This is a genomic window from Corynebacterium sp. BF-R-2 (assembly GCF_024586525.1).
Classification (GTDB): domain Bacteria; phylum Actinomycetota; class Actinomycetes; order Mycobacteriales; family Mycobacteriaceae; genus Corynebacterium; species Corynebacterium singulare.
In genome coordinates this window covers 64,782-83,681 of sequence record NZ_JAMFTP010000004.1, presented here as the reverse complement: position 1 = coordinate 83,681, position 18,900 = coordinate 64,782, and the positions used below count along the sequence as shown (strand labels likewise).

20 protein-coding genes are annotated in these 18,900 nt (G+C 59.4%); 8 read left to right on the top strand and 12 right to left on the bottom strand.

The window, feature by feature from the left end; translation table 11 throughout:
- Nucleotides 1-4: 4 nt before the first annotated feature.
- The 5 genes from dxs to dut form a co-directional block, all read right to left on the bottom strand.
- Nucleotides 5-1,957, bottom strand: a complete 1,953-nt coding sequence (gene dxs, locus M5J09_RS03675; RefSeq protein WP_257156989.1) for a 1-deoxy-D-xylulose-5-phosphate synthase — start codon at nt 1,955-1,957, stop codon at nt 5-7.
- A gap of 100 nt (nt 1,958-2,057) precedes the next feature.
- A complete protein-coding gene (locus tag M5J09_RS03670) occupies nt 2,058-3,323 on the bottom strand; it encodes a class I SAM-dependent RNA methyltransferase (RefSeq protein WP_257156988.1) in 1,266 nt (421 codons plus the stop codon).
- Nucleotides 3,316-3,984 carry a DUF3159 domain-containing protein gene (locus tag M5J09_RS03665; protein WP_374982098.1) on the bottom strand — a complete coding sequence of 223 codons (669 nt, stop codon included), beginning with the start codon at nt 3,982-3,984 and terminating at the stop codon, nt 3,316-3,318. Before M5J09_RS03665 ends, M5J09_RS03670 begins: the two co-directional genes overlap by 8 nt.
- Before the next feature lie 198 nt (nt 3,985-4,182).
- Nucleotides 4,183-5,121, bottom strand: coding sequence for a DUF3710 domain-containing protein (locus tag M5J09_RS03660; RefSeq protein ID WP_257156987.1), 939 nt, complete (start codon nt 5,119-5,121; stop codon nt 4,183-4,185).
- 66 nt (nt 5,122-5,187) lie between these two features.
- Nucleotides 5,188-5,664 (bottom strand): dUTP diphosphatase, encoded by a 477-nt coding sequence (dut, locus tag M5J09_RS03655; RefSeq protein ID WP_257156986.1) that lies wholly within the window; start codon nt 5,662-5,664, stop codon nt 5,188-5,190.
- Between the two features lie 148 nt (nt 5,665-5,812).
- Here dut and M5J09_RS03650 point away from each other — a divergent pair, with 148 nt between their 5' ends.
- Nucleotides 5,813-6,343, top strand: coding sequence for a DUF3093 domain-containing protein (locus tag M5J09_RS03650; RefSeq protein WP_070535578.1), 531 nt, complete (start codon nt 5,813-5,815; stop codon nt 6,341-6,343).
- Nucleotides 6,344-6,427: 84 nt separating this feature from the next.
- Here M5J09_RS03650 and M5J09_RS03645 read toward each other — a convergent pair whose 3' ends face one another.
- On the bottom strand, nt 6,428-6,718 hold the full coding sequence (locus M5J09_RS03645) for a DUF4193 domain-containing protein (protein ID WP_042531163.1): 291 nt from the start codon (nt 6,716-6,718) through the stop codon (nt 6,428-6,430).
- A gap of 325 nt (nt 6,719-7,043) precedes the next feature.
- Here M5J09_RS03645 and ppgK point away from each other — a divergent pair, with 325 nt between their 5' ends.
- Both ppgK and M5J09_RS03635 read left to right on the top strand, forming a co-directional pair.
- Nucleotides 7,044-7,829: a polyphosphate--glucose phosphotransferase gene (ppgK, locus tag M5J09_RS03640; RefSeq protein ID WP_042531165.1), complete on the top strand. Its 786-nt coding sequence runs from the start codon at nt 7,044-7,046 to the stop codon at nt 7,827-7,829.
- 201 nt (nt 7,830-8,030) lie between these two features.
- A complete protein-coding gene (locus M5J09_RS03635; protein ID WP_257156985.1) occupies nt 8,031-9,509 on the top strand; it encodes an RNA polymerase sigma factor in 1,479 nt (492 codons plus the stop codon).
- 107 nt (nt 9,510-9,616) lie between these two features.
- On the opposite strand, the gene M5J09_RS03630 is transcribed toward M5J09_RS03635, so the two are convergent.
- Nucleotides 9,617-9,763, bottom strand: coding sequence for a hypothetical protein (locus M5J09_RS03630; protein ID WP_257156984.1), 147 nt, complete (start codon nt 9,761-9,763; stop codon nt 9,617-9,619).
- Between the two features lie 87 nt (nt 9,764-9,850).
- Here M5J09_RS03630 and M5J09_RS03625 point away from each other — a divergent pair, with 87 nt between their 5' ends.
- Nucleotides 9,851-9,973 (top strand): hypothetical protein, encoded by a 123-nt coding sequence (locus tag M5J09_RS03625; RefSeq protein WP_257156983.1) that lies wholly within the window; start codon nt 9,851-9,853, stop codon nt 9,971-9,973.
- An 87-nt stretch (nt 9,974-10,060) separates the two neighbouring features.
- On the opposite strand, the gene dhaM is transcribed toward M5J09_RS03625, so the two are convergent.
- The 5 genes from dhaM to M5J09_RS03600 all read right to left on the bottom strand — a co-directional run bounded on the left by dhaM (nt 10,061) and on the right by M5J09_RS03600 (nt 14,784).
- Complete coding sequence (dhaM, locus tag M5J09_RS03620) at nt 10,061-10,771, bottom strand: dihydroxyacetone kinase phosphoryl donor subunit DhaM (protein ID WP_257156982.1); 711 nt, start codon at nt 10,769-10,771, stop codon at nt 10,061-10,063.
- A 2-nt stretch (nt 10,772-10,773) separates the two neighbouring features.
- Nucleotides 10,774-11,430: a dihydroxyacetone kinase subunit DhaL gene (gene dhaL, locus M5J09_RS03615; protein ID WP_257156981.1), complete on the bottom strand. Its 657-nt coding sequence runs from the start codon at nt 11,428-11,430 to the stop codon at nt 10,774-10,776.
- Between the two features lie 2 nt (nt 11,431-11,432).
- Complete coding sequence (gene dhaK, locus M5J09_RS03610; RefSeq protein ID WP_239178777.1) at nt 11,433-12,434, bottom strand: dihydroxyacetone kinase subunit DhaK; 1,002 nt, start codon at nt 12,432-12,434, stop codon at nt 11,433-11,435.
- A 141-nt stretch (nt 12,435-12,575) separates the two neighbouring features.
- Entirely contained in the window at nt 12,576-14,381 is a 1,806-nt protein-coding gene (locus M5J09_RS03605) for a DEAD/DEAH box helicase (RefSeq protein WP_257156980.1), read from the bottom strand.
- 151 nt (nt 14,382-14,532) lie between these two features.
- Complete coding sequence (locus M5J09_RS03600) at nt 14,533-14,784, bottom strand: DUF3039 domain-containing protein (RefSeq protein ID WP_042531177.1); 252 nt, start codon at nt 14,782-14,784, stop codon at nt 14,533-14,535.
- Between the two features lie 48 nt (nt 14,785-14,832).
- Here M5J09_RS03600 and M5J09_RS03595 point away from each other — a divergent pair, with 48 nt between their 5' ends.
- The 4 genes from M5J09_RS03595 (at nt 14,833) to M5J09_RS03580 (ending at nt 18,536) form a co-directional block, all read left to right on the top strand.
- A complete protein-coding gene (locus tag M5J09_RS03595) occupies nt 14,833-15,285 on the top strand; it encodes a DUF3099 domain-containing protein (protein WP_186302083.1) in 453 nt (150 codons plus the stop codon).
- 66 nt (nt 15,286-15,351) lie between these two features.
- Nucleotides 15,352-16,893, top strand: a complete 1,542-nt coding sequence (locus M5J09_RS03590; protein WP_257157052.1) for a class I SAM-dependent methyltransferase — start codon at nt 15,352-15,354, stop codon at nt 16,891-16,893.
- A gap of 44 nt (nt 16,894-16,937) precedes the next feature.
- The gene (dtd, locus tag M5J09_RS03585) at nt 16,938-17,411 is read left to right on the top strand and encodes a D-aminoacyl-tRNA deacylase (protein ID WP_042531183.1); all 474 of its coding nucleotides are present in this window, start codon (nt 16,938-16,940) and stop codon (nt 17,409-17,411) included.
- A gap of 120 nt (nt 17,412-17,531) precedes the next feature.
- Nucleotides 17,532-18,536: a sigma-70 family RNA polymerase sigma factor gene (locus tag M5J09_RS03580; protein ID WP_042531184.1), complete on the top strand. Its 1,005-nt coding sequence runs from the start codon at nt 17,532-17,534 to the stop codon at nt 18,534-18,536.
- Nucleotides 18,537-18,900 lie beyond the last annotated feature (364 nt).

Below are 18,900 nucleotides of genomic sequence, written 5' to 3'. Positions count from 1 at the left end.
GAGGCTAGGCTTCGTTCGACGTTTCTTCTTCCTCGCTGCGTACTGCAACCCACTCGCTGATGGACGTCGCGATGCCCTGCGGGGTGAGACCAAATTCCTCGAGTAATTCTCCACGGCTAGCGTGCACTGGGAACACTCCCGGAACACCGAGGCGGTGGAGCGGAGTATCCACGTCTGCGGCATCGAGTGCCTCGGCCACCATCGAGCCAACCCCACCGCGGAGCAGGCCGTCCTCGACGGTGACAACAAGGTCATGGTCGGCAGCCAGCGCCACGATGGACTGCGGTACCGGCACTGGCCAGCGAGGGTCTACAACGGTCACGTTGAAGCCTTGCGCCTCCAGCAGCTCGGCAGCGCCCAAAGAGCGCGTGCTCATCGCGCCAATAGAGACGATGAGGACGTCAGTTGCCGTGGTTTCATGGGGGGCATCGCCAGACTCCTCAGTGCTGTCCGTCGCGTCGGAATAGCGCAGGATATCCACGCCGTCATCCAGGCGCTTCAGTTCGTCGGTATCATCCAACAAATTGCCTTTGGGGAAACGCACGACGGTAGGGCCATCATCAATAGCAATGGCCTCGTTGAACAGCTCACGTAGGCGGGCACCATCGCGCGGTGCGGCAATGCGCATACCAGGAACGATACTCATGAGTGCCATGTCCCATACACCGTTGTGTGATGCGCCGTCAGAGCCCGTCACGCCTGCGCGGTCTAGCACGATGGTAACCGGCAACTTGAGCAGCGCGATGTCCATGATCACTTGGTCCACCGCACGGTTGAGGAAGGTAGAGTACACCGCCACCACCGGGTGCATACCGGCCAGTGCGAGACCAGACGCGGAAGCCATAGCGTGCTGTTCCGCGATGCCAACATCGAAGAATCGTTCCGGGAACTCATCCTGGAATGGTGCCAAACCTGTAGGTCCAGCCATGGCGGCAGTGATAGCGACGATGTCCTTGCGTGCGTGGCCGGCCTTGATGAGTTCTTCAGAGAAGGCTGCGGTCCAGCCCGGCTGCTTCTGACCCTTGGACACGCCTGTGACCGGGTCGATCGCTCCCGTAGAGTGCATCTGGTCCTTGGGCTCATTAACCGCGGGGGCAAAGCCGTGCCCCTTCTCCGTCACGGTATGGACGATAATGGGGCCCTCGTAATCACGGGCGTAACTCAGCGCACGCACGACGGCATCAATATCATGACCGTTGATTGGGCCGACATATTTGATGCCCAGCTCGGGGAACATCTCAGTGGGCATAACAGTGGACTTCACGCCCTCTTTCATAGCGTGAAGAGCATCAAAAGTACGCTCACCTACCCAGCCCATAGACTTCAGGCGCTTTTTGCCCAACTCCATGAATTCGTCATAGCCATGCTGGGCTCGGATGCGGCCAAGGTTCTCAGACAGACCACCAATGGTGGGCGAATAAGAACGGCCGTTATCGTTGACCACGATGACAACGTTGCGGTCCTTATCCGCAGAGATATTGTTCAATGCTTCCCAGCACATGCCGCCGGTCAAAGCACCATCGCCAACAACTGCCACGGCGTTGCGGTGGGATTCCCCACGAATCTTAAAGGCCTTGGATAGCCCGTCGACAGTGGATAGCGCAGCCGACGCGTGTGACGATTCCGTCCAGTCGTGTTCAGACTCCGCTCGGTCGGTGTAGCCGGACAGCCCGCCTTTCTGGCGCAGAGTGTCGAACTGTGCGGTGCGGCCAGTCAGCATCTTGTGAACATAGGACTGGTGTGACGTATCGAAAACGATGGGATCCCGCGGGGAATCGAATACACGGTGAATTGCCACGGTGAGCTCGACCACGCCCAAGTTCGGGCCAAGGTGGCCGCCGGTAGCGGAGACCTTCTCAATTAGGCGCTGGCGGATATCCGCCGCAAGCTCAGCCAACTGCGTCTTGCTCAGAGCCTTGAGATCGGCTGGCGATTCAATGGAATCCAGAATGCTCATAGAGCTGCCGTCAACCCCTTCATCGTTTGTTCTTTTCTTTACCACCGTACCCGCTTACACGAGCATGACGGCAATTGTCCGATGTTCCTCCGCGCCCCGGTTAGGCTTGGGGAACCAGCAGCGCCAAGGTCTCAAAGTGATGCGTCCCAGGAAAAGCATTGATCATGGCCAGGCGGTGCAGGTGGTAGCCGCGCTCGGACCAGTAAGCGAGATCACGGGCGAAGGTTGCCGGGTCGCATCCCACATGCACGACCTTGCGCGGCGAAGCGGAGGCCACAGCTGTAATAACGTCTGCGCCTGCGCCCGTGCGAGGCGGATCCAACACCACTGTGGTCGGCTGTGGCAGCTGGTCCGCAACTTGCTCAACCTTCGCGGTGCGGAACTCAACATCAATGCCGTCAAGGCCCTGCTGCGTCCCCGAAGCAGACGGCGAATAATCCACGGAATAGACCGTGGTGTGTCCACCCTTCGGGGCCGTGACCTCTGCTAGCGCCGGCACAAATAGGCCAACACCGCCGTACAGGTCCCATGCTGCGCATTGCCCCGTGTTCGCAGCATCCGTATCCTCCGCGGCTAACCATTCGCGCGCAATGCGTGTGTACATATCAGGGGCGGCAACATGTGCTTGCCAAAAGGCTGTCGGCGGGAAGCGGAATTCATGGCCGTCAGCACGCTGAACCACGTCTGCAGTGGGAGCTTCGATGACCTCACGGACCGTTTCCACTCGGCGTCCACGCGACGCCTTACGGGATTCGACGACGTGGCGGTTACCATCGCTGTCGATGACGGCAATAACTTCCGCACCTGGAGTGAAGGTGCGTGCGTTGGGGCCCACGAGGCCGTCGACAAGCCCTTCTGCTAACTGCGTACACGCCACATCCGTGATGAGTTCAGTGGAACCGCGCTTGCGGGTTCCGGCTCGCCCGTGCTTGTCGACACCCAGCCTTACCCGCGTACGCCATCCCCTCTGGGGCTCCAGGTCGATGCTGTCAACCTCCGGGGTGGTTTCGATGCGTGCAACACGGCGCAACTGGTCGAGCAAGACCTCAACTTTGATTTCAGGCTCTACGGCCGGATCCAATTCGGCAAAATCGCAGCAACCGGCACCGCGCTCTGCTGCAGGGCAGGATGACTCAACACGGTGGGGCCCGGGCTTCACGACGGCGGTGAGGTCAGCCTCCACGAAAGACTTCTTCACCTTGCGAGCAGTGACAGTGAGGAGGTCTCCAGGAAATCCTCCCGCGACGAAACACACTCGACCGTCTGGGGCTGAGCCAATTCCCACCCCGCCGTGTGCCATGCGCTCAATGGAGATGTCAAAGGATTCTCCCGTGCTTACGTTCACGGCAGCCTCAGTTTCACTCATCGACGGTCTCCTTACCGTTGGTACCGCTTTCCTTCACGTGGTCGACAACGGTGGAGTCTTCTGCAGTGGTGTCTTCCGCTGCCGTGTTTGTTTCATCCTCAACAGCGGCGTTGGCACGGCGCACCATCCAGATGGTGAGAAGGGTCACTACACCGGTCAATGGCCAGCCCATGAGGATTCGGACTATACCTAGGGTGGTCGTTGCGTCGGCGGCGTAGAGCGCACGCTGCACCACAAAGCGGGCGATGAACACCACGGCCCAGCCAGCCGTGGCCCACGCGTAAGCATGACGGGCCTTGCGGACCGTCCGCCAGCTCATGTCATCGCCGTTGAGGCCTTTCCACACAACGCCAACGAGCGGCCAGCGCGCAACAATGGAGATGACCGCAATGATGAACAACACAAGCGACATCCAAATGCCGTACAGGAAGTACCCCTTAGCATCCCCGGTAAACCAAGCGATTGCGGCACAAATACCCACACCCAGCAAGCCAGAAAGCGCCGGCTGCAGGGTTTCCTTGCGCACGAGGCGCCACACGCTGATGAGCAGAGCGACGCCTAGCGCCGCAATAAGTGCCGGCCCCAGCCCCCACACATTGTTGACGGGGATAAGAACAAGCACCGGAAGAGTTGCTGAAACGAGGCCAGTGAGACCTCCCATCTGCTCTAACAGCGAGGGTTCTTCCTCGGTCTCCCCCGTAGCGTTGTCTGCTTCTAAGCCTTGGGCAGCGACCGATGACGTCGCTTCCTCGTGAGACTCTGCCGGTTCACGGTGTGCGTTCGGCTCGCGCTCCGGCGGCGACCCGCCCAAGCCAGGATTCGGTGTAGTCACGTGTGTGAGTAATCCTTATCGGTGGAATTAGTTCTTGTCAGTACCGTCGAGATCGCGCAGCTGCTCGCGAGCCTGTGCTTCTGCCGGACTTTCGTTCTCAGCGTGTGCTGCAGCCTCCTGGGCTGCGCTGTCACTAGTGCTAGCAGCGTCCGCCTCTTGCTGGCGCTGCTGGAGCGCCTGCTTTACCTGATCAGCCAATTGCTGCGGCAGCATCACCGGCAAGGAGCTTCCGGCCAGAATAGGATCCTCGCCACGGTAGATGAACGTACGCGCAACAACCTCGCGGCCTAGCTGCGCGAGCTCCTCTTCCTTGCCTGCCGGTGCGGCCAGAGTCAGGCGGTACATCCAGCGTGGCCCCTCCACACCAATGATGCGGATACCACCCTTGTCGCTGGTCCCCACAATTTCAGAACCCCATGGGCCATCCTCCAGCTGCGCCTTGAACCCATCAGATTCCAAGCCATTGATGATGTCAGATGCGGACTCTGCCCACTGCCCCGGAGTGCGGGGCGCAGCAAAGGCAACTGGCGTCATGCGGCCGTGCGGGGTGAGAATGTGGAGCATGCGAGGGCCATCCTGCCCCATCTCCACCTGAACCTGAGATGCCTTCGGCAGCGGGATACGCATTGAACCAAGGTCCAGTAAACCTACCGAAAAATCCTCAAAGTTAAAGTCGGCGATATCGACGGTATCGCCATCGTAGGGGCCCATCTCGCCATTGACGGCGTCGTGAGCCACAGCCTTGATGGTTGGGCCCTGTGCATCATCATCGTCACCAAGCGACCCGGTGGAGCTTGCTGCGCTTGTCGCAGCAGTGCCGGCCGTCGCCGCGGAAGATTCCTGGGAAGCTGCAACGTCGGCCTCCTCTGCTACTGGGACTGCTGCTTCTTGGGCAGCCTCCTTCTGCTGAATGCCAGCGTCCTTTTCGTCGTCCTTGTTTTTCTTGCCAAAGGGCCACATCGCCATTCTCTGCGCCTTTCTGTTTTCCGTGTTGTCTCGAACTGTGATCGTGTGGGGCGTGTAGGAAAATCTCTAGTTCACGCCGGTGGAGCCGTAGCCGCCGTCGCCGCGCGTGGTGTCATCAAGCTTCTCGACCTCGCTGAAGCCCACGAGTTCCACGCGCTGGATGACAAGCTGCGCAATGCGCATGCCGCGCTCGACCTCGAAGGTCTCCGCGGGATCGTGATTAATGAGGCACACCTTAATCTCGCCACGGTAGTCAGCATCAACCGTGCCAGGAGTGTTCACTACGGAGATTCCATGCTTGGCAGCAAGACCGGAGCGCGGATGGATCAAACCTACCGTGCCAAGTGGCAAAGCAAGGGCAATACCGGTGCTTACGAGAGCGCGCTCACCTGGACGCAAGGTGACGTCGTGAGCTGCGTACAGGTCAGCGCCTGCGTCACCGCGGTGTGCGCGCTTAGGCAACGGCAGTTCCTTGTCCAGGCGCTTGACCTTGACATCACCAAAGGGACTTGTCGGATCTACGAGAGGATGTTGCTCATTCACTCGGCCCAGCCTACCTTGTCCCACGTGCCTGGGCCCCACGTGCTAGGGGCCTCGGTGTTCTATTGTTCCTCTTCTCTCGAGCTACACCATGCAGTACTGCCCGGGGGTGTTAGGCCGCACCACCGTGGAATGACTAGAATCTGTGGCCATGACTTCCAGTTCCTCGCCTGCCGAGCAGACTTCGTCTACTGATTCCCCGACCGTTCTTTACCGCGAGCGCCAGTGGGTGCCGTGGTATTGGTGGCTGATGGCCGCCTTCGTTGTGGTGATCAGCGTCGCCACGGTTAGCTTAAACCGTGGCATTCTGTGGGTGATTATTCCCGCCATTCTGCTGTCCGCCATCGCTGTGTGGGTTCTGCTGACATGGTCAAATACCGTCGTCCAAGTGGAACGGGATACCGACGGCACGCGCTGGTTGACTGTCAAAGATGCACAACTGCCGCACGACGTGGTCTCACGCAGCACCACGGTTCCGGCTACCGCGCGTCGCAATGCACTGGGACCACAGCTGGATCCAGCCGCATTCATTGTCACCCACGGCTGGGTACCAGAACACGTCATGCTCGTGCTCGATGACCCCGAAGACCCCACCCCTTATTGGCTCATCAATTCAAAGAACCCAGAGCAACTGCTTGCTGCGTTTGTTCCCGAGCAGGCACGCCCCACGGCAGCGAACTAGTTCTCGCCGCTCCTCCAACGGGCCTGGAACATAGCCGCTTCGCCTCAGCAACGAACGACGCGGGGACTGGGAACTAAACGAAGCTTAGGCGCAGTCCATGCAGATAAGCTCGCCGTCCTCTTCGTGATCCAAGCGCTTGTTGGACTGGACAAGGAAGCACACCGAGCAGGTGAACTCGTTTTCCTTGCGAGGAACGACGGTGACGTTAAGTTCTTCACCGGTGAGGTCTACTGACGGCGGCTCGAAAGCCTCGACAATCTCGCCGTCATCATCCATGCCGTTGTTGTCATTTTCCGCTGCCTTCAGGCCCTCGAGAGAATCAGCCTCGAGCTCGTCTTCAGCGCGGCGACGCGGTGCGTCGTAATCGGTGGCCATAGTGTTTGCCCCTGTGAGTCAGATCGATAGGAATGTGTATTTATCGACGGCATACTAAACCACGAGCGCCCCTGTGTCACACTCGCCTCGCCGCGGGGGAGGCAATCTCTCCACCCCCGCCCTGCTCACACAGAACATTACCCCAGCGTATCGGTTATAAAAGTGGCCTTTAATGTTCACAGGATATTTCCCTTGATCCACCTCACAGTGGAGGATGTTCCACGTTCACTGTCGCCTTTCACTATCGATTTTCACTGTCGTCGATACCACCACTGCGGATACCATCTGCACACATCTGCGAGTCCACGTGCCTAAACTAGAAATCATGACTGCGCAACACTCAGAGCACGACGTACCTCACCATGAAGGCCACTCTTTCGGAATCGACGTCGGAGGCTCCGGCATTAAGGGGGCGGAGGTCGACCTCGCCACAGGTGAGTTCGTGGGCGACCGCCTCAAAATCGCCACGCCCAAGCCTGCTACCCCGCAAGCTGTGGCCGAAGTTATCGCCCACATCGTCTCTGAGAAAGGCTGGGATGGCCCTGTAGGCATCACTATGCCGTCCGTAGTCAAGAATCAGGTTATTCGCAGTGCCGCAAACATTGACAAGTCGTGGATTGGCATCGACGCTCAAGAGCTATTTGGTGCATACCTTGATGCTCCTTTCACCGTACTTAATGACGCTGACGCAGCCGGTCTCGCCGAAGTTGCCTACGGCGATGACATCGCACGTACCGGCCCGGTCATCTTCCTCACCCTCGGTACCGGCATCGGCTCGGCATTCCTCCTTGATGGTCAACTCTTCCCCAACACGGAAATTGGCCACCTGATCGTGGGAGAAAAAGAAGCAGAACAACAGGCATCGTCCGCAGTGAAGGATCGTGAGGAACTAAAAACCAAACAATGGGCCAAGCGCGTTAACCGCGTCCTCCACGACTACGAAGCGTTGTTCAACCCTTCGGCCTTCATCATCGGCGGTGGAATCTCCCGAAAATTTGACAAGTGGGGCGAGTACCTCAGCATCGACACCCCAGTTGTTGCAGCTCAGCTCCGCAATCGCGCCGGCATTGTTGGCGCCGCTATGGCCGCAAAGGAAGGAATCCGACCATAACAAGCACTGCCTGTAACTTTCTCAGTTGACCCCAGTCACCGCCTATAAGCGGAAATGATCTATACTGGGCTGTCGATTACCCATTATTCAGCGGCGCGCCTCTCCTGCTCATCGTGGAGGCGGGCTAGCATCGGGGACTAGTTGCGATGACTTTGCGCTTCCCCATATTTTCCACCTAGAGAGCAAGTCGAAAGGGCGTACGTGGCAGCCACTGATTCTTCAGACCAGGTACTCGGTGAAGGCGAGAGCACCTCCGAGGCATCTGCACCTGCACAGAAGACCGCCAAGAAGACGGCAAAAAAGACCGCTAAGAAGACGGCAAAGAAAACGGCTAAAAAGACTGCGAAGAAGACAGCCAAGAAGACGGCGAAAAAGACGGCTAAGAAAACCACTCGCAAGTCTGCGCAGAAGGCGACAAAGAAGACAGCCAAGAAGACTGTCCGTAAGTCTGCGGCCAAGAAGGCAACCTCGCCAGAGGACAACGCTGACACTGAGGCACTCGAGTCTTCGGATGACCTCCTCGAGGATCAAACCGACGAACTGGATACTGATGCGGCCGATGACGCCGACATGGACTTCGACCCGGACAGCGATGACATCGATGATGATGACGAGTTCGGCGATGAAGGTGAAGACCTTGACGGTGAGGACTCCGATGAGGACGAGGACGATGGATCCTCTGTCTGGGATGAAGACGAGTCTGCTGCTCTGCGCCAGGCGCGCAAAGACGCAGAGTTAACCGCTTCTGCAGACTCGGTTCGTGCCTACCTCAAGCAGATCGGTAAGGTTGCCCTGCTGAACGCTGAGCAGGAGGTCTCCCTGGCAAAGCGTATCGAGGCTGGACTTTATGCCCAGTACCGCATGGAGCAGATGGAAAAGGCGCGAGCTGAGGGCGACAAGGGCGCCAAGCTCTCCCCTATGGAAAAGCGTGACATGCGCGCCATTGCTCGTGACGGACGCAAGGCGAAGAACCACCTCCTCGAGGCCAACCTCCGCTTGGTCGTCTCTTTGGCCAAGCGCTACACCGGCCGCGGTATGGCATTCCTGGATCTCATCCAGGAAGGCAACTTGGGCCTCATCCGTGCCGTGGAGAAGTTCGACTACACCAAGGGCTACAAGTTCTCTACCTACGCCACCTGGTGGATCCGTCAGGCCATTACCCGCGCTATGGCGGATCAGGCCCGCACCATCCGCATTCCGGTTCACATGGTGGAAGTCATTAACAAGCTTGGCCGCATTCAGCGCGAGCTGCTGCAAGATTTGGGCCGTGAGCCAACTCCGCAGGAGCTGGCCAAGGAAATGGACATCACCGAGGAAAAGGTGTTGGAGATCCAGCAGTACGCTCGCGAGCCTATTTCCTTGGACCAGACCATTGGTGATGAGGGCGACTCCCAGCTGGGTGACTTCATCGAGGATTCTGAGGCTGTGATTGCAGTCGACGCAGTGTCGTTCACCTTGTTGCAGGACCAGCTCCAGGACGTGCTCACTACCCTTTCCGAGCGTGAGGCAGGCGTTGTCCGTTTGCGCTTCGGCCTCACCGATGGCATGCCGCGCACTTTAGACGAAATCGGTCAAGTCTACGGCGTTACTCGCGAGCGTATTCGCCAGATCGAATCAAAAACCATGTCGAAGCTACGCCACCCATCGCGTTCCCAGGTCCTGCGCGATTACCTGGACTAGACAAGCACGACAATCAAAAATTTTGCGGCGAAGATGCGACTGCTTCTTCGCCGCTTTTCGCATTCCCTCACGAGTACCGAGGCTCGGTGGTCAATGGGCACCAGGGCTCACATCTGTAACCCCAACAGCCCAATCATGAACATATGGGCAAAGGGGTCAATCGCGGTCCAACCCAGCCTAATGGACAATGCCAGCATCGCCATGAGTAGTGGCGTGTCCTCGGGGCGACGGCCTTCGGCAGGGAGCAGGGTCATGACAGCTAGCGCGGCAGCACCCACTCCTGGCCCAGTTGTGAGCGCTGAGATCAAACTCCCAACAACAAAAATCCCAACGACAAGGAGATGAACACAAGCACCAGCGCCTGCAACGACCACGGATTCGGAGCTGAGTACGCATCCTCCTGCGGCGGCGCGTTGGTTCAGCACCTGCAAGAGAACGCTGCTGGGTTACGCATCACGCCTTAGGTAAATATGCAGGAGGTCTCCTTCTTTGCGGGGGACGGTGTCCACTGTTCTGGTTCTCCCCTGCAGATCCGATGTCGCGTCGTGAGCCTAATCGTCGAGACCAGCTGCGATGGCATCGGCAATCTGATCGATGATTTCCTTGTCCCCTACAGCACCGCTCACCGTGATGGAAGCACCTTGAGTGGCACCGAGCGACATCAGCATCATCGCCGAGTCTGCCTCAGCTTCTTCACCGCCGAAGGCAATGGTGATGTCGCCCTCAGCCTCCGCGGCGATCTCAGCGACCTTCGACGCGGGACGGGCGTGGAGTCCTGCCTTATCGGTCACCGTCACTGCGCGGGAATACTCACCGTCACTGTTCGTTTCACGTTCACTATCCGCTTCTGCAGATTTGGCGTCCTGTGGCGCAGCGAAAACCTCGATTGCCCTTCCTGCGGCCGCGGACACAGCGTCTAGATCGTCACCTTGCTGGGCGGTGGTAGCAGCAGCGATGGCTGCTTCCACCAACGGGGCATCAACAAACCGAACCGGGTCATCCTCTAGAAACTCAAGTACAGATTCCACAGTCATCGTGGCCGATCCCAAGTCAGTGAGCACAACCACACCTAAGTCTTGCCCAAGGACTTCGTTAATGGCTGCTTCAATGAGGTCATACGACGTGCCGATTCCGCCGCCCTCGAGACCGCCGGCAGCGCGGATTGTGACATCGGCCGCCATTTGGGCCGAAAGCTCCGCCAAGCCTTCTGCGAGCTTTGCCGAGTGTGACACCAGCACAAGTCCTACTACTGGCTGGGCCATGGCTACGTCTCCTGTCCCGCGGTCTCGGCAGCATCGGCCGCCGCGGCAATGAAGAGAGCCGTGGATGCGGCACCTGGATCCTTATGCCCAACCGAGCGCTCGCCCAAGTAGGATGCTCGCCCCTTGGTGGCAACCATCGGGACAGTGGCCTCCGCGCCCTCCGCTGCAGCCTCGGCTGCAGCACGCAGAACCTCCGCGGGGTTGTGGCCGGCGTCGGCCGCGTGACGGGCGGCGCGTGCGGCTGGTGCCCACGCGTCCACCATGGTCTTTTCCCCTTCTGCGGCCTTGCCGCGAGTTGTGATTCCCTCCAGCGCAGCTTCGATGATGCTTGCTGTTGTCGGAGCGTCGAGGTCACCGGTACCAGCGGCTTTGGCAGCACGCAGGAAGGCTGTGCCCAGTAACGGGCCGGATGCACCGCCGACCGTGGACATGAGGGTTTTAGCGGTGAGTTTGAGCACTTCAGCGACGGTGGAGCCGTCCGCGGTGGTCTCGTCGGTCACTGCTCCAACGACGGCTCGGAAGCCACGGTCGACGTTTTCGCCATGGTCACTATCACCAATCACGCGGTCAAGTTCGATGAGCTCCTCGCGGTGCTCGTGGGCAGCGGCAGCACAGTTATTTATCCAGGACCGTGCCCAGTCAGTTGAAAGGTTGGTCATGGTTACACTCCTTGGCGTAGAGCAGCGGTGTGGCAGGGGGCGTCGAAAAGGGCAAGGTCGTCGTCGTCAGCGCGCATGATGCTGACAGAACAGCCCGCCATGTCAAGGCTAGTGACGAAGTTGCCCACGAGAGAGCGCTCAATTGTCACGCCGATCTCCGTCAGGCGCTGAGACACGCGGCGATAGACCACGTAGAGCTCGGAGGCTGGAGTGCCGCCCATACCATTCACTACGACGATGGTGCGCTCGCCTTCCTTGAGTTCTAAGTCCGCCACGATCGGGTCCAACAGGTGGTCAGTGACATCATCAGCCGAAACAAGCGGGATTTCCTTGCGTCCGGGTTCGCCATGGATGCCAACGCCAAGTTCAACCTCGTCATCACTCAAGTCGAAGGACGGCTTGCCCACGTGCGGGACGGTACAGGCCGTCAGTGCTGCGCCCATGGTAGCGGTGTTCTCCACCACCTTCTTTGCCACCTCAGTCACCGCAGCGAGGTCATCACCGCGCTCCGCCGCGGCACCGGCAAGCTTTTCCACGAGGAGGGTGCCGGCGACGCCACGGCGACCGGCGGTGAACGTGGAGTCTTCAACAGCCACGTCATCATCAACAATGACCTGGCTAACCTCAATGTCATCGAACTCTGCAAGTTCGGCAGCTGTGTCAAAATTGAGGACATCGCCGGTGTAGTTCTTCACGATGTACAGCACGCCCGCGCCTGCATTGACCGCTTCGGTAGCAGCTTGGATGGCATCGGGAGTCGGTGAGGTGAACATGGCCCCCGGTACAGCGGCATCCAGCATGCCGTGCCCCACAAATCCTGCGTGGAGCGGCTCGTGCCCAGAGCCACCTCCCGATACAATCGCGACCTTGCCGTCGTTCTTCTTGTCTTTACGGGCAACGAAAAGCGGATCCGTCGCGCGCGTGACGATGTCGCTGTGTGCGAGGGCAAACCCCTCAACCGATTCAGCAACGACGTTCTCAGGTGAGTTGATGAGCTTTTTCATCATCCATCTCCTTGGAGTTTCTTTGCCCTGAGGCACATGTTCAGGATGATGCCGAGCTTACACGCGATACAATAAGTAACACCGTTCACTTCGTGGGGCCTGAGATACCTCTGCACCATCTTCCAGTGCCTTAGATAGGCGTCACCACTTCCGCAGATAGTCAATTCGCTCGCGTAACTGGTCTGCGTCGCACAACGCGGTGGGCGGCCCACCGCAGGCCTTGCGCGCCTCCGTGTGAATCGCGCCGTGGGGACGGCCAGTGCGCTGAGCGGTGATCGACACGACTGTGTTGAGCTCCTTACGAAGGGCCGAGATCTCGTCAACAACGCCAGCGTCGGAACCCGCAGTGCTTGGCGACGTCCCCCCAGCACCCCCTGCTGCCCGATTCTTCGGGGCATGCGGAGTGCCATAGAGCTTGCGACGCTGCTCCGCGGCAGCCTCTGCAGCCCGGCGCGCCTTCTCCTCTGCCTCGCGGCGGTCCATTTCTTCCGACTGCTTCTTGCGAAGGAGATCCTTGACCTGGTCAGCGTCAAGGAGTCCCGGAATTCCGAGGAAGTCCTCGTCCTCATCGGTGATGGCCCCTGTGTTGAACTGGGAGCCGTTGTAGAGCAGACCCGAGAATTCTGCTTCGGCGCCAAGGGATTCGTAGGAGGGTTCGAGCACGTCAGGTTCGGACTTCTTCTGGTTGGCCTCTTCGAGTAGCTCATCGTCCCAGCCTTCCTTGTCGGGGTTCTTCTCCCCTCCCAGGACGTGATCGCGTTGTTTCTCCATGTTCTCGGCCAAGCCCAACAAAACGGGCACGGAGGGCAGGAAGACGGAAGCGGTTTCGCCCGGCATGCGGGAGCGCACGAAGCGACCGATGGCCTGGGCGAAAAAGAGCGGGGTCGAGGCGGAGGTGGCGTACACGCCCACGGCGAGGCGGGGAACGTCAACACCTTCAGACACCATGCGCACAGCCACCATCCACTCATCGGTGGACTCAGAGAATTCAGCAATGCGTGCCGAGGAGCCCGGGTCATCAGACAGAATCACCGAGACCGGTGTGTTGGAGATCTGTTTGAGGATCTTGGCGTAGGCACGGGCTGTCGTTGTGTCGGTAGCGAGGACGAGTCCACCGGCGTCCGGCATATTGCGGCGCATCTGCATCAGCCGGGTGTGCGCAGCGTGTAAGACGGTGGGGATCCATTCGCCCTTGGGGTCGAGGGCCGTGCGCCAAGCGCGGGCGGTCTGCTCCGGGTTGAGGATGTCCCCTAGGCGCGCTGCGTGTTCCTCGCCGGCGCTATCGCGCCAACGGGATTCGCCCGAGTAGCTGAGGAAGACAACGGGGCGCACGACGCCGTCGGCAAGCGCATCGCCATAGCCATACGTGTGGTCGGAGCGGGAGACAAGGTGGCCTTCCCCATCTTCCTCATAACGCACAAACGGAATCTGCGAATCATCTGAGCGGAAGGGAGTACCCGTCAAGGCCAGGCGGTGTTCGACGTCGTCATAAGCCTCGCGCACACCGTCACCCCAACTCTTCGCGTCACCTGCGTGGTGAATCTCATCGAGGATCACCAACGTGCGCCGCGCCGAGGCCACCGCGCGGTGTTTGTAGGGGTGCATACCCACCTGTGCGTAGGTCACCACGACTCCATCCATGGCAGGATTCACGCCGGAAGAGTTGGTGAATTTCGGGTCTAGCGCCAGCCCCACGCGGGAGGCAGCTTCGGACCACTGCACCTTGAGGTGTTCCGTTGGTACGACCACGATGACGCGCTCGACGGTGCGGTCCGCCATGAGTTCGGTGGCTACGCGCAGGGCGAAGGTGGTCTTACCTGCGCCCGGTGTTGCCACCGCCATAAAATCCTTCGGCTTGGTGGCAAGGAACTTTTCCAGTGCCGCGCGCTGCCACACACGCAAAGAACCGTTATTGGCAAATCTTTGTGCTGATGACTGTGTTGACACGGTCAGCGACTATCCCCCTCTAGTTATCCCAGAATCCCGAAACTGTGTTGATTTTTCTGCGCAGGTGTAAGCCTCGTGTGGACTGCTTAAACCCGAAGCGCGTTCCCTCGTACCTGACAACCAGATGCTCCGTGCAGGGAACGGAGGCGTTCTAGCGGCGGCGCAGGCTCTTGTATTCGCGCTCGCAGTCAGGGCACACGGGTGAACCAGGCTTGGCTTGCTTGGTCACCGGGAAGGTCTCGCCGCACAGGGCAACGACGTACTTTCCGTTGACCGCGGAATCGAGGATCTGGTTCTTCTTGACGTAGTGAAAGAACTTCGGGGTGTCATCACCCGTGGACGTATCCTCACGAACATCTGGGCGTTCAATAGTCTTAGTCGTCGTACTCACGCCCCCTATCATGCCGTATCGGTATCGAAGTTGGCGAGTCCTCCCGCTACCCTAGTGAGCATGACCCCAACGAACTCGCGCGATAACGCAGACCTATCCCCACAATCGGGGCGGAAACGTGGCCGAGTGTTTGGGCGTGAAACCCACCTCATCACCTCGGCCAAACTCGCCCCTGGGCAGGATCGGCATCGCCGCGAGGTTATCTATTTTGTGCTGCAGTTCTTGCGTATTCCTTCCCTTATCCTTGCGGGAATTATGGCCTACGCCTGGCAATGGTGGATTCCGGCCGCGATTGTCGTAGCCGTTACTTTTCCCCTGCCATGGATTGCCGTCGTCATTGGCAACAGTCGCGGACAGAAGAAAGACAAGCGTGAAAAGTCGGTGTACAAACCTGCTCTGGCACGCCAGATGGCGCAAGCTCAGCGGGAGCAACTGGAGCAGCGTGCACGCGGAGCGCTGCCTGACGCTCAGCAGGCCTCGACACCGGACACGATTGACCATGATGATGAATAGCCAGCTCGTTACTGAATGTAAGGATTGATCTTGACCACGCATGATTCCTCACCCTTCGGCCCAGCCATGAATCCGGATCACCCCGTCGCGGAGGTGGCCACGGAGCTGACCCACGCGCTTAGCAGCGCGGGTTTTACGGCCGACGGCATCGCTGGGCACCTAGGCCCTGAGTACACCGAAGCTTTACACCGCGGAGAGCCTGCAGCTGTAGCACTAGGCACGAGCGGTGATTCTGACCTAGATCACCTCATCCGTATCTTCGTACTGCACGAGCACGTGCCAGCGACTCTTCTGTCTGATGTCCTTGGGGCCCGCTTGGCCGCCAAGCTTCTGGATTCGGGGGTGGCCGAAACCGACGAACACGGAACCGTGTTCGTGGCCTACGACATCCGCCCGCATGTCATCGTGGGACGCAACCGTCTGGTGTTCTCTGATGTTGATGCCTCCCTTGTTGATCATGTTCCGGGGCCCGATCATGTGCTGGGAGTAGGCTCGGCCAGCCTCTCCCTGCTGCATTCAACGCCGACGTCCCCTGTGAGCTCTGTGCTGGATCTGGGCACCGGTTCTGGAGTGCAGTTGTTGGGTCAGCTGGATTCTGCCGAACGCATTGTGGCCACGGATGTCCATGAACGCGCCCTCGACCTAGCACGCGCCACAGTCACGGCTGCCGGGGCGACTCAACGCGTGGATCTGCGGGGTGGTTCCTGGTTCGAGCCCGTAGCTGGCGAGCGTTTCGACCGGATTGTGGCTAACCCACCCTTTGTTGTGGGCCTGCCGGAGGTCGGCCATGTCTATCGCGATTCGGGGCTTAACCTCGATGGTGCAAGTGAACTTGTCGTTTCGCAGGTTACCGAGCACCTCAACCCGGGTGGCACGGCCCACCTGTTAGCCGCATGGGTGCACCAGGGTGAGGAGTCCTGGCAGCAGCGCGTCGCCTCGTGGCTGCCGGACACCGGAGTGGCAGCGTGGATCATTCAGCGTGACGTTGCCGATCCCGCACTGTATGTCTCCACGTGGCTCACCGATGAGTCCGTCGATGTCCGCAGTGCTGAGGGCCGAGCCCGCTCGCGCGAATGGCTGCAGCATTTCCACGACAATGAGGTCACTGGTATCGGATTTGGTTTCGTGGCTATCCAGCGCATTGGGGATGATGAGCCTTCGGACATTTTGGCTGAAGATATGTCCCAGCCCGTCGTCGATCCGTTGGGCCCGGAGGTTGAGGAATACTTTGCCCGTGTGGAGTGGCTGCGCGGTCTGGTGCCTGGTGAATTGGAAACCAAACACGTGCAGCTACGCCCTGGCGTGGCCCGTGAGGACATCGCCCTACCCGATACCGAGATAGGCATGGGTTTTGAGCGCGCCGCGTTGCGCCTTACCCGGACCGATGGCCCACGCTGGCAGCATGACATCGATGAGCACCTGGCCGCCATCGTTGCAGGCTTGAACCCGCAGGGCTTGAGCATCGGCGAAACCATCGGGCTCTACGCCGCGGCGCAAGGCTATGACGAAGCTGCGCTTGTCGACGCCGCCCTTCCCGCCATCGTCGACCTCATTCGTCACGGCTTGCTCATCCCCACAGAACTGCTGGCTTTTAGCAACACCGATTAGGCCCCGGGCTGAGTGAACACCAAGGTAGAAAGGAACCTTAAAGTATGCGCGCTGTACTGACCCGCGTGTCCGAAGCCTCCGTCACCGTCGACGGTGACATCGTAGGCGCCATTAACTGTGCAGACACCGGAGGAATTCTGGCTCTTGTTGGTGTATCCCGTGAGGACGTGGAAGCCGATTCGAGCACTGACGCCACTGGCCCGTCCTTGGCCGAGCGTATGGACACCATGGCCCGCAAAATTGCGGAACTGCGCATCCTCGACGGTGAAACTAGCGTCATCGACGCGGAGGCTCCGGTACTTCTGGTGAGCCAATTCACGCTGTATGGCCGCACCGCCAAGGGCCGTCGCCCCTCTTGGTCCGATGCGGCACCTGGCGATGCCGCTGAACCTGTCATTCAGGGAGTGGCTCAGCGTCTGCGCGATCGAGGCATTCACGTCGAAGAAGGACGCTTCGGCGCACTGATGCGAGTCTCCTCAGTCAACGAAGGTCCCTTTACCGTGCTGGTTGAAGTGTGATTTACACCCCCAAATGGGCCTAGTGCGGCGGGTGTCCTAACAAATTTTCGCTCTCGGGAACTAACCGCGCTTAAGCGTCGTTGTAGGGGGTGTACCAGGCCGCAACTTAGGAGGCATGAGATGGCCACATCATCCGCTGCTAGCACTGCTACCGCCCAGGACGAGGACGGACAGGACGTTGACCGCGGCTCACGCCGTAACCAAACCAATGACAACCCCTCTGCGGACCTTGTCCGCGTTTACCTCAACGGAATTGGTAAGACTGCGCTGCTGAGCGCAGAGGACGAAGTTGAGCTGGCCCAAGCAATTGAGGTGGGCCTCTACGCCGAATACAAGCTGGCCAATGCCGAAAAGCTGACCCGCGCGGAGAAGCGAGACCTCAAGATCCTTGCCCGTGAAGGCAAGAAGGCGCGCTCCCATCTGCTGGAGGCCAACCTGCGTCTCGTGGTCTCCCTTGCCAAGCGCTACACCGGCCGCGGCATGCCACTGCTGGATCTCATTCAGGAAGGCAACCTAGGCCTCATTCGCGCAATGGAGAAGTTTGATTACGCTAAGGGCTTCAAGTTCTCCACCTACGCCACGTGGTGGATTCGCCAGGCCATTACCCGCGGCATGGCTGACCAGTCCCGCACTATCCGTCTCCCCGTGCACCTAGTGGAGCAAGTAAACAAGCTCTCCCGCATTAAGCGTGAGATGTACCAATCCCTCGGCCGTGAGGCGACGAATGAGGAACTGGCAGAGGAATCTGGCATCGAGGAATCCAAGATTGAAATGCTGTTGCGCCAGTCCCGTGACCCAGTTTCCCTCGACATGCCGGTCGGCACCGATGAAGAGGCCCCACTGGGTGACTTCATCGAGGACGCCGAGGCTACCGACGCAGAAACTGCCGTGGTTGCGTCCATGCGCCATTCCGATATCCGCTCCGTTATCGGTTCCCTCGAAGAGCGCGAGCAGGATGTCATCCGTTTGCGCTACGGCCTCGATGATGGCGTGCCACGTACCTTGGACCAGATCGGCCGTAAGTTTGGCCTGTCCCGTGAGCGCGTGCGCCAGATTGAGCGAGAGGTCATGGCCAAGCTCCGTGACGGCAACCGTGCCGACCGCCTCCGCGAGTACGCGCTGTAAAGACCAACGGCAAAGAGTGAGCTGACACAGAGCTAGCTCTGGCCGATAACCAGAGATCTGGCGTGAGCCATCGAGACATCCCTCCTGCCCCGCAGAGCAGAACTGTAGGGCCATGGAGGTTGACCGCTCGGTGGCTTTCGTCGTTTCCACATCCATCGAGTGATTCCGCGAAAACTCCTGACTTCACTGCCGGGAACTGCCACTCTGTGAGCTACGGAATACGCTATTATTTAAGTTATTCTCTTAATAGTCTGTTATTACCGCGCCTAAACCTATGTGGGCACGGTCAGCCTGCGGACAGGTTCATACCTTGTGGCTCCATCGAACACACTCCCGCCCGTAGATTGCTGCTCGTGTCCACGCT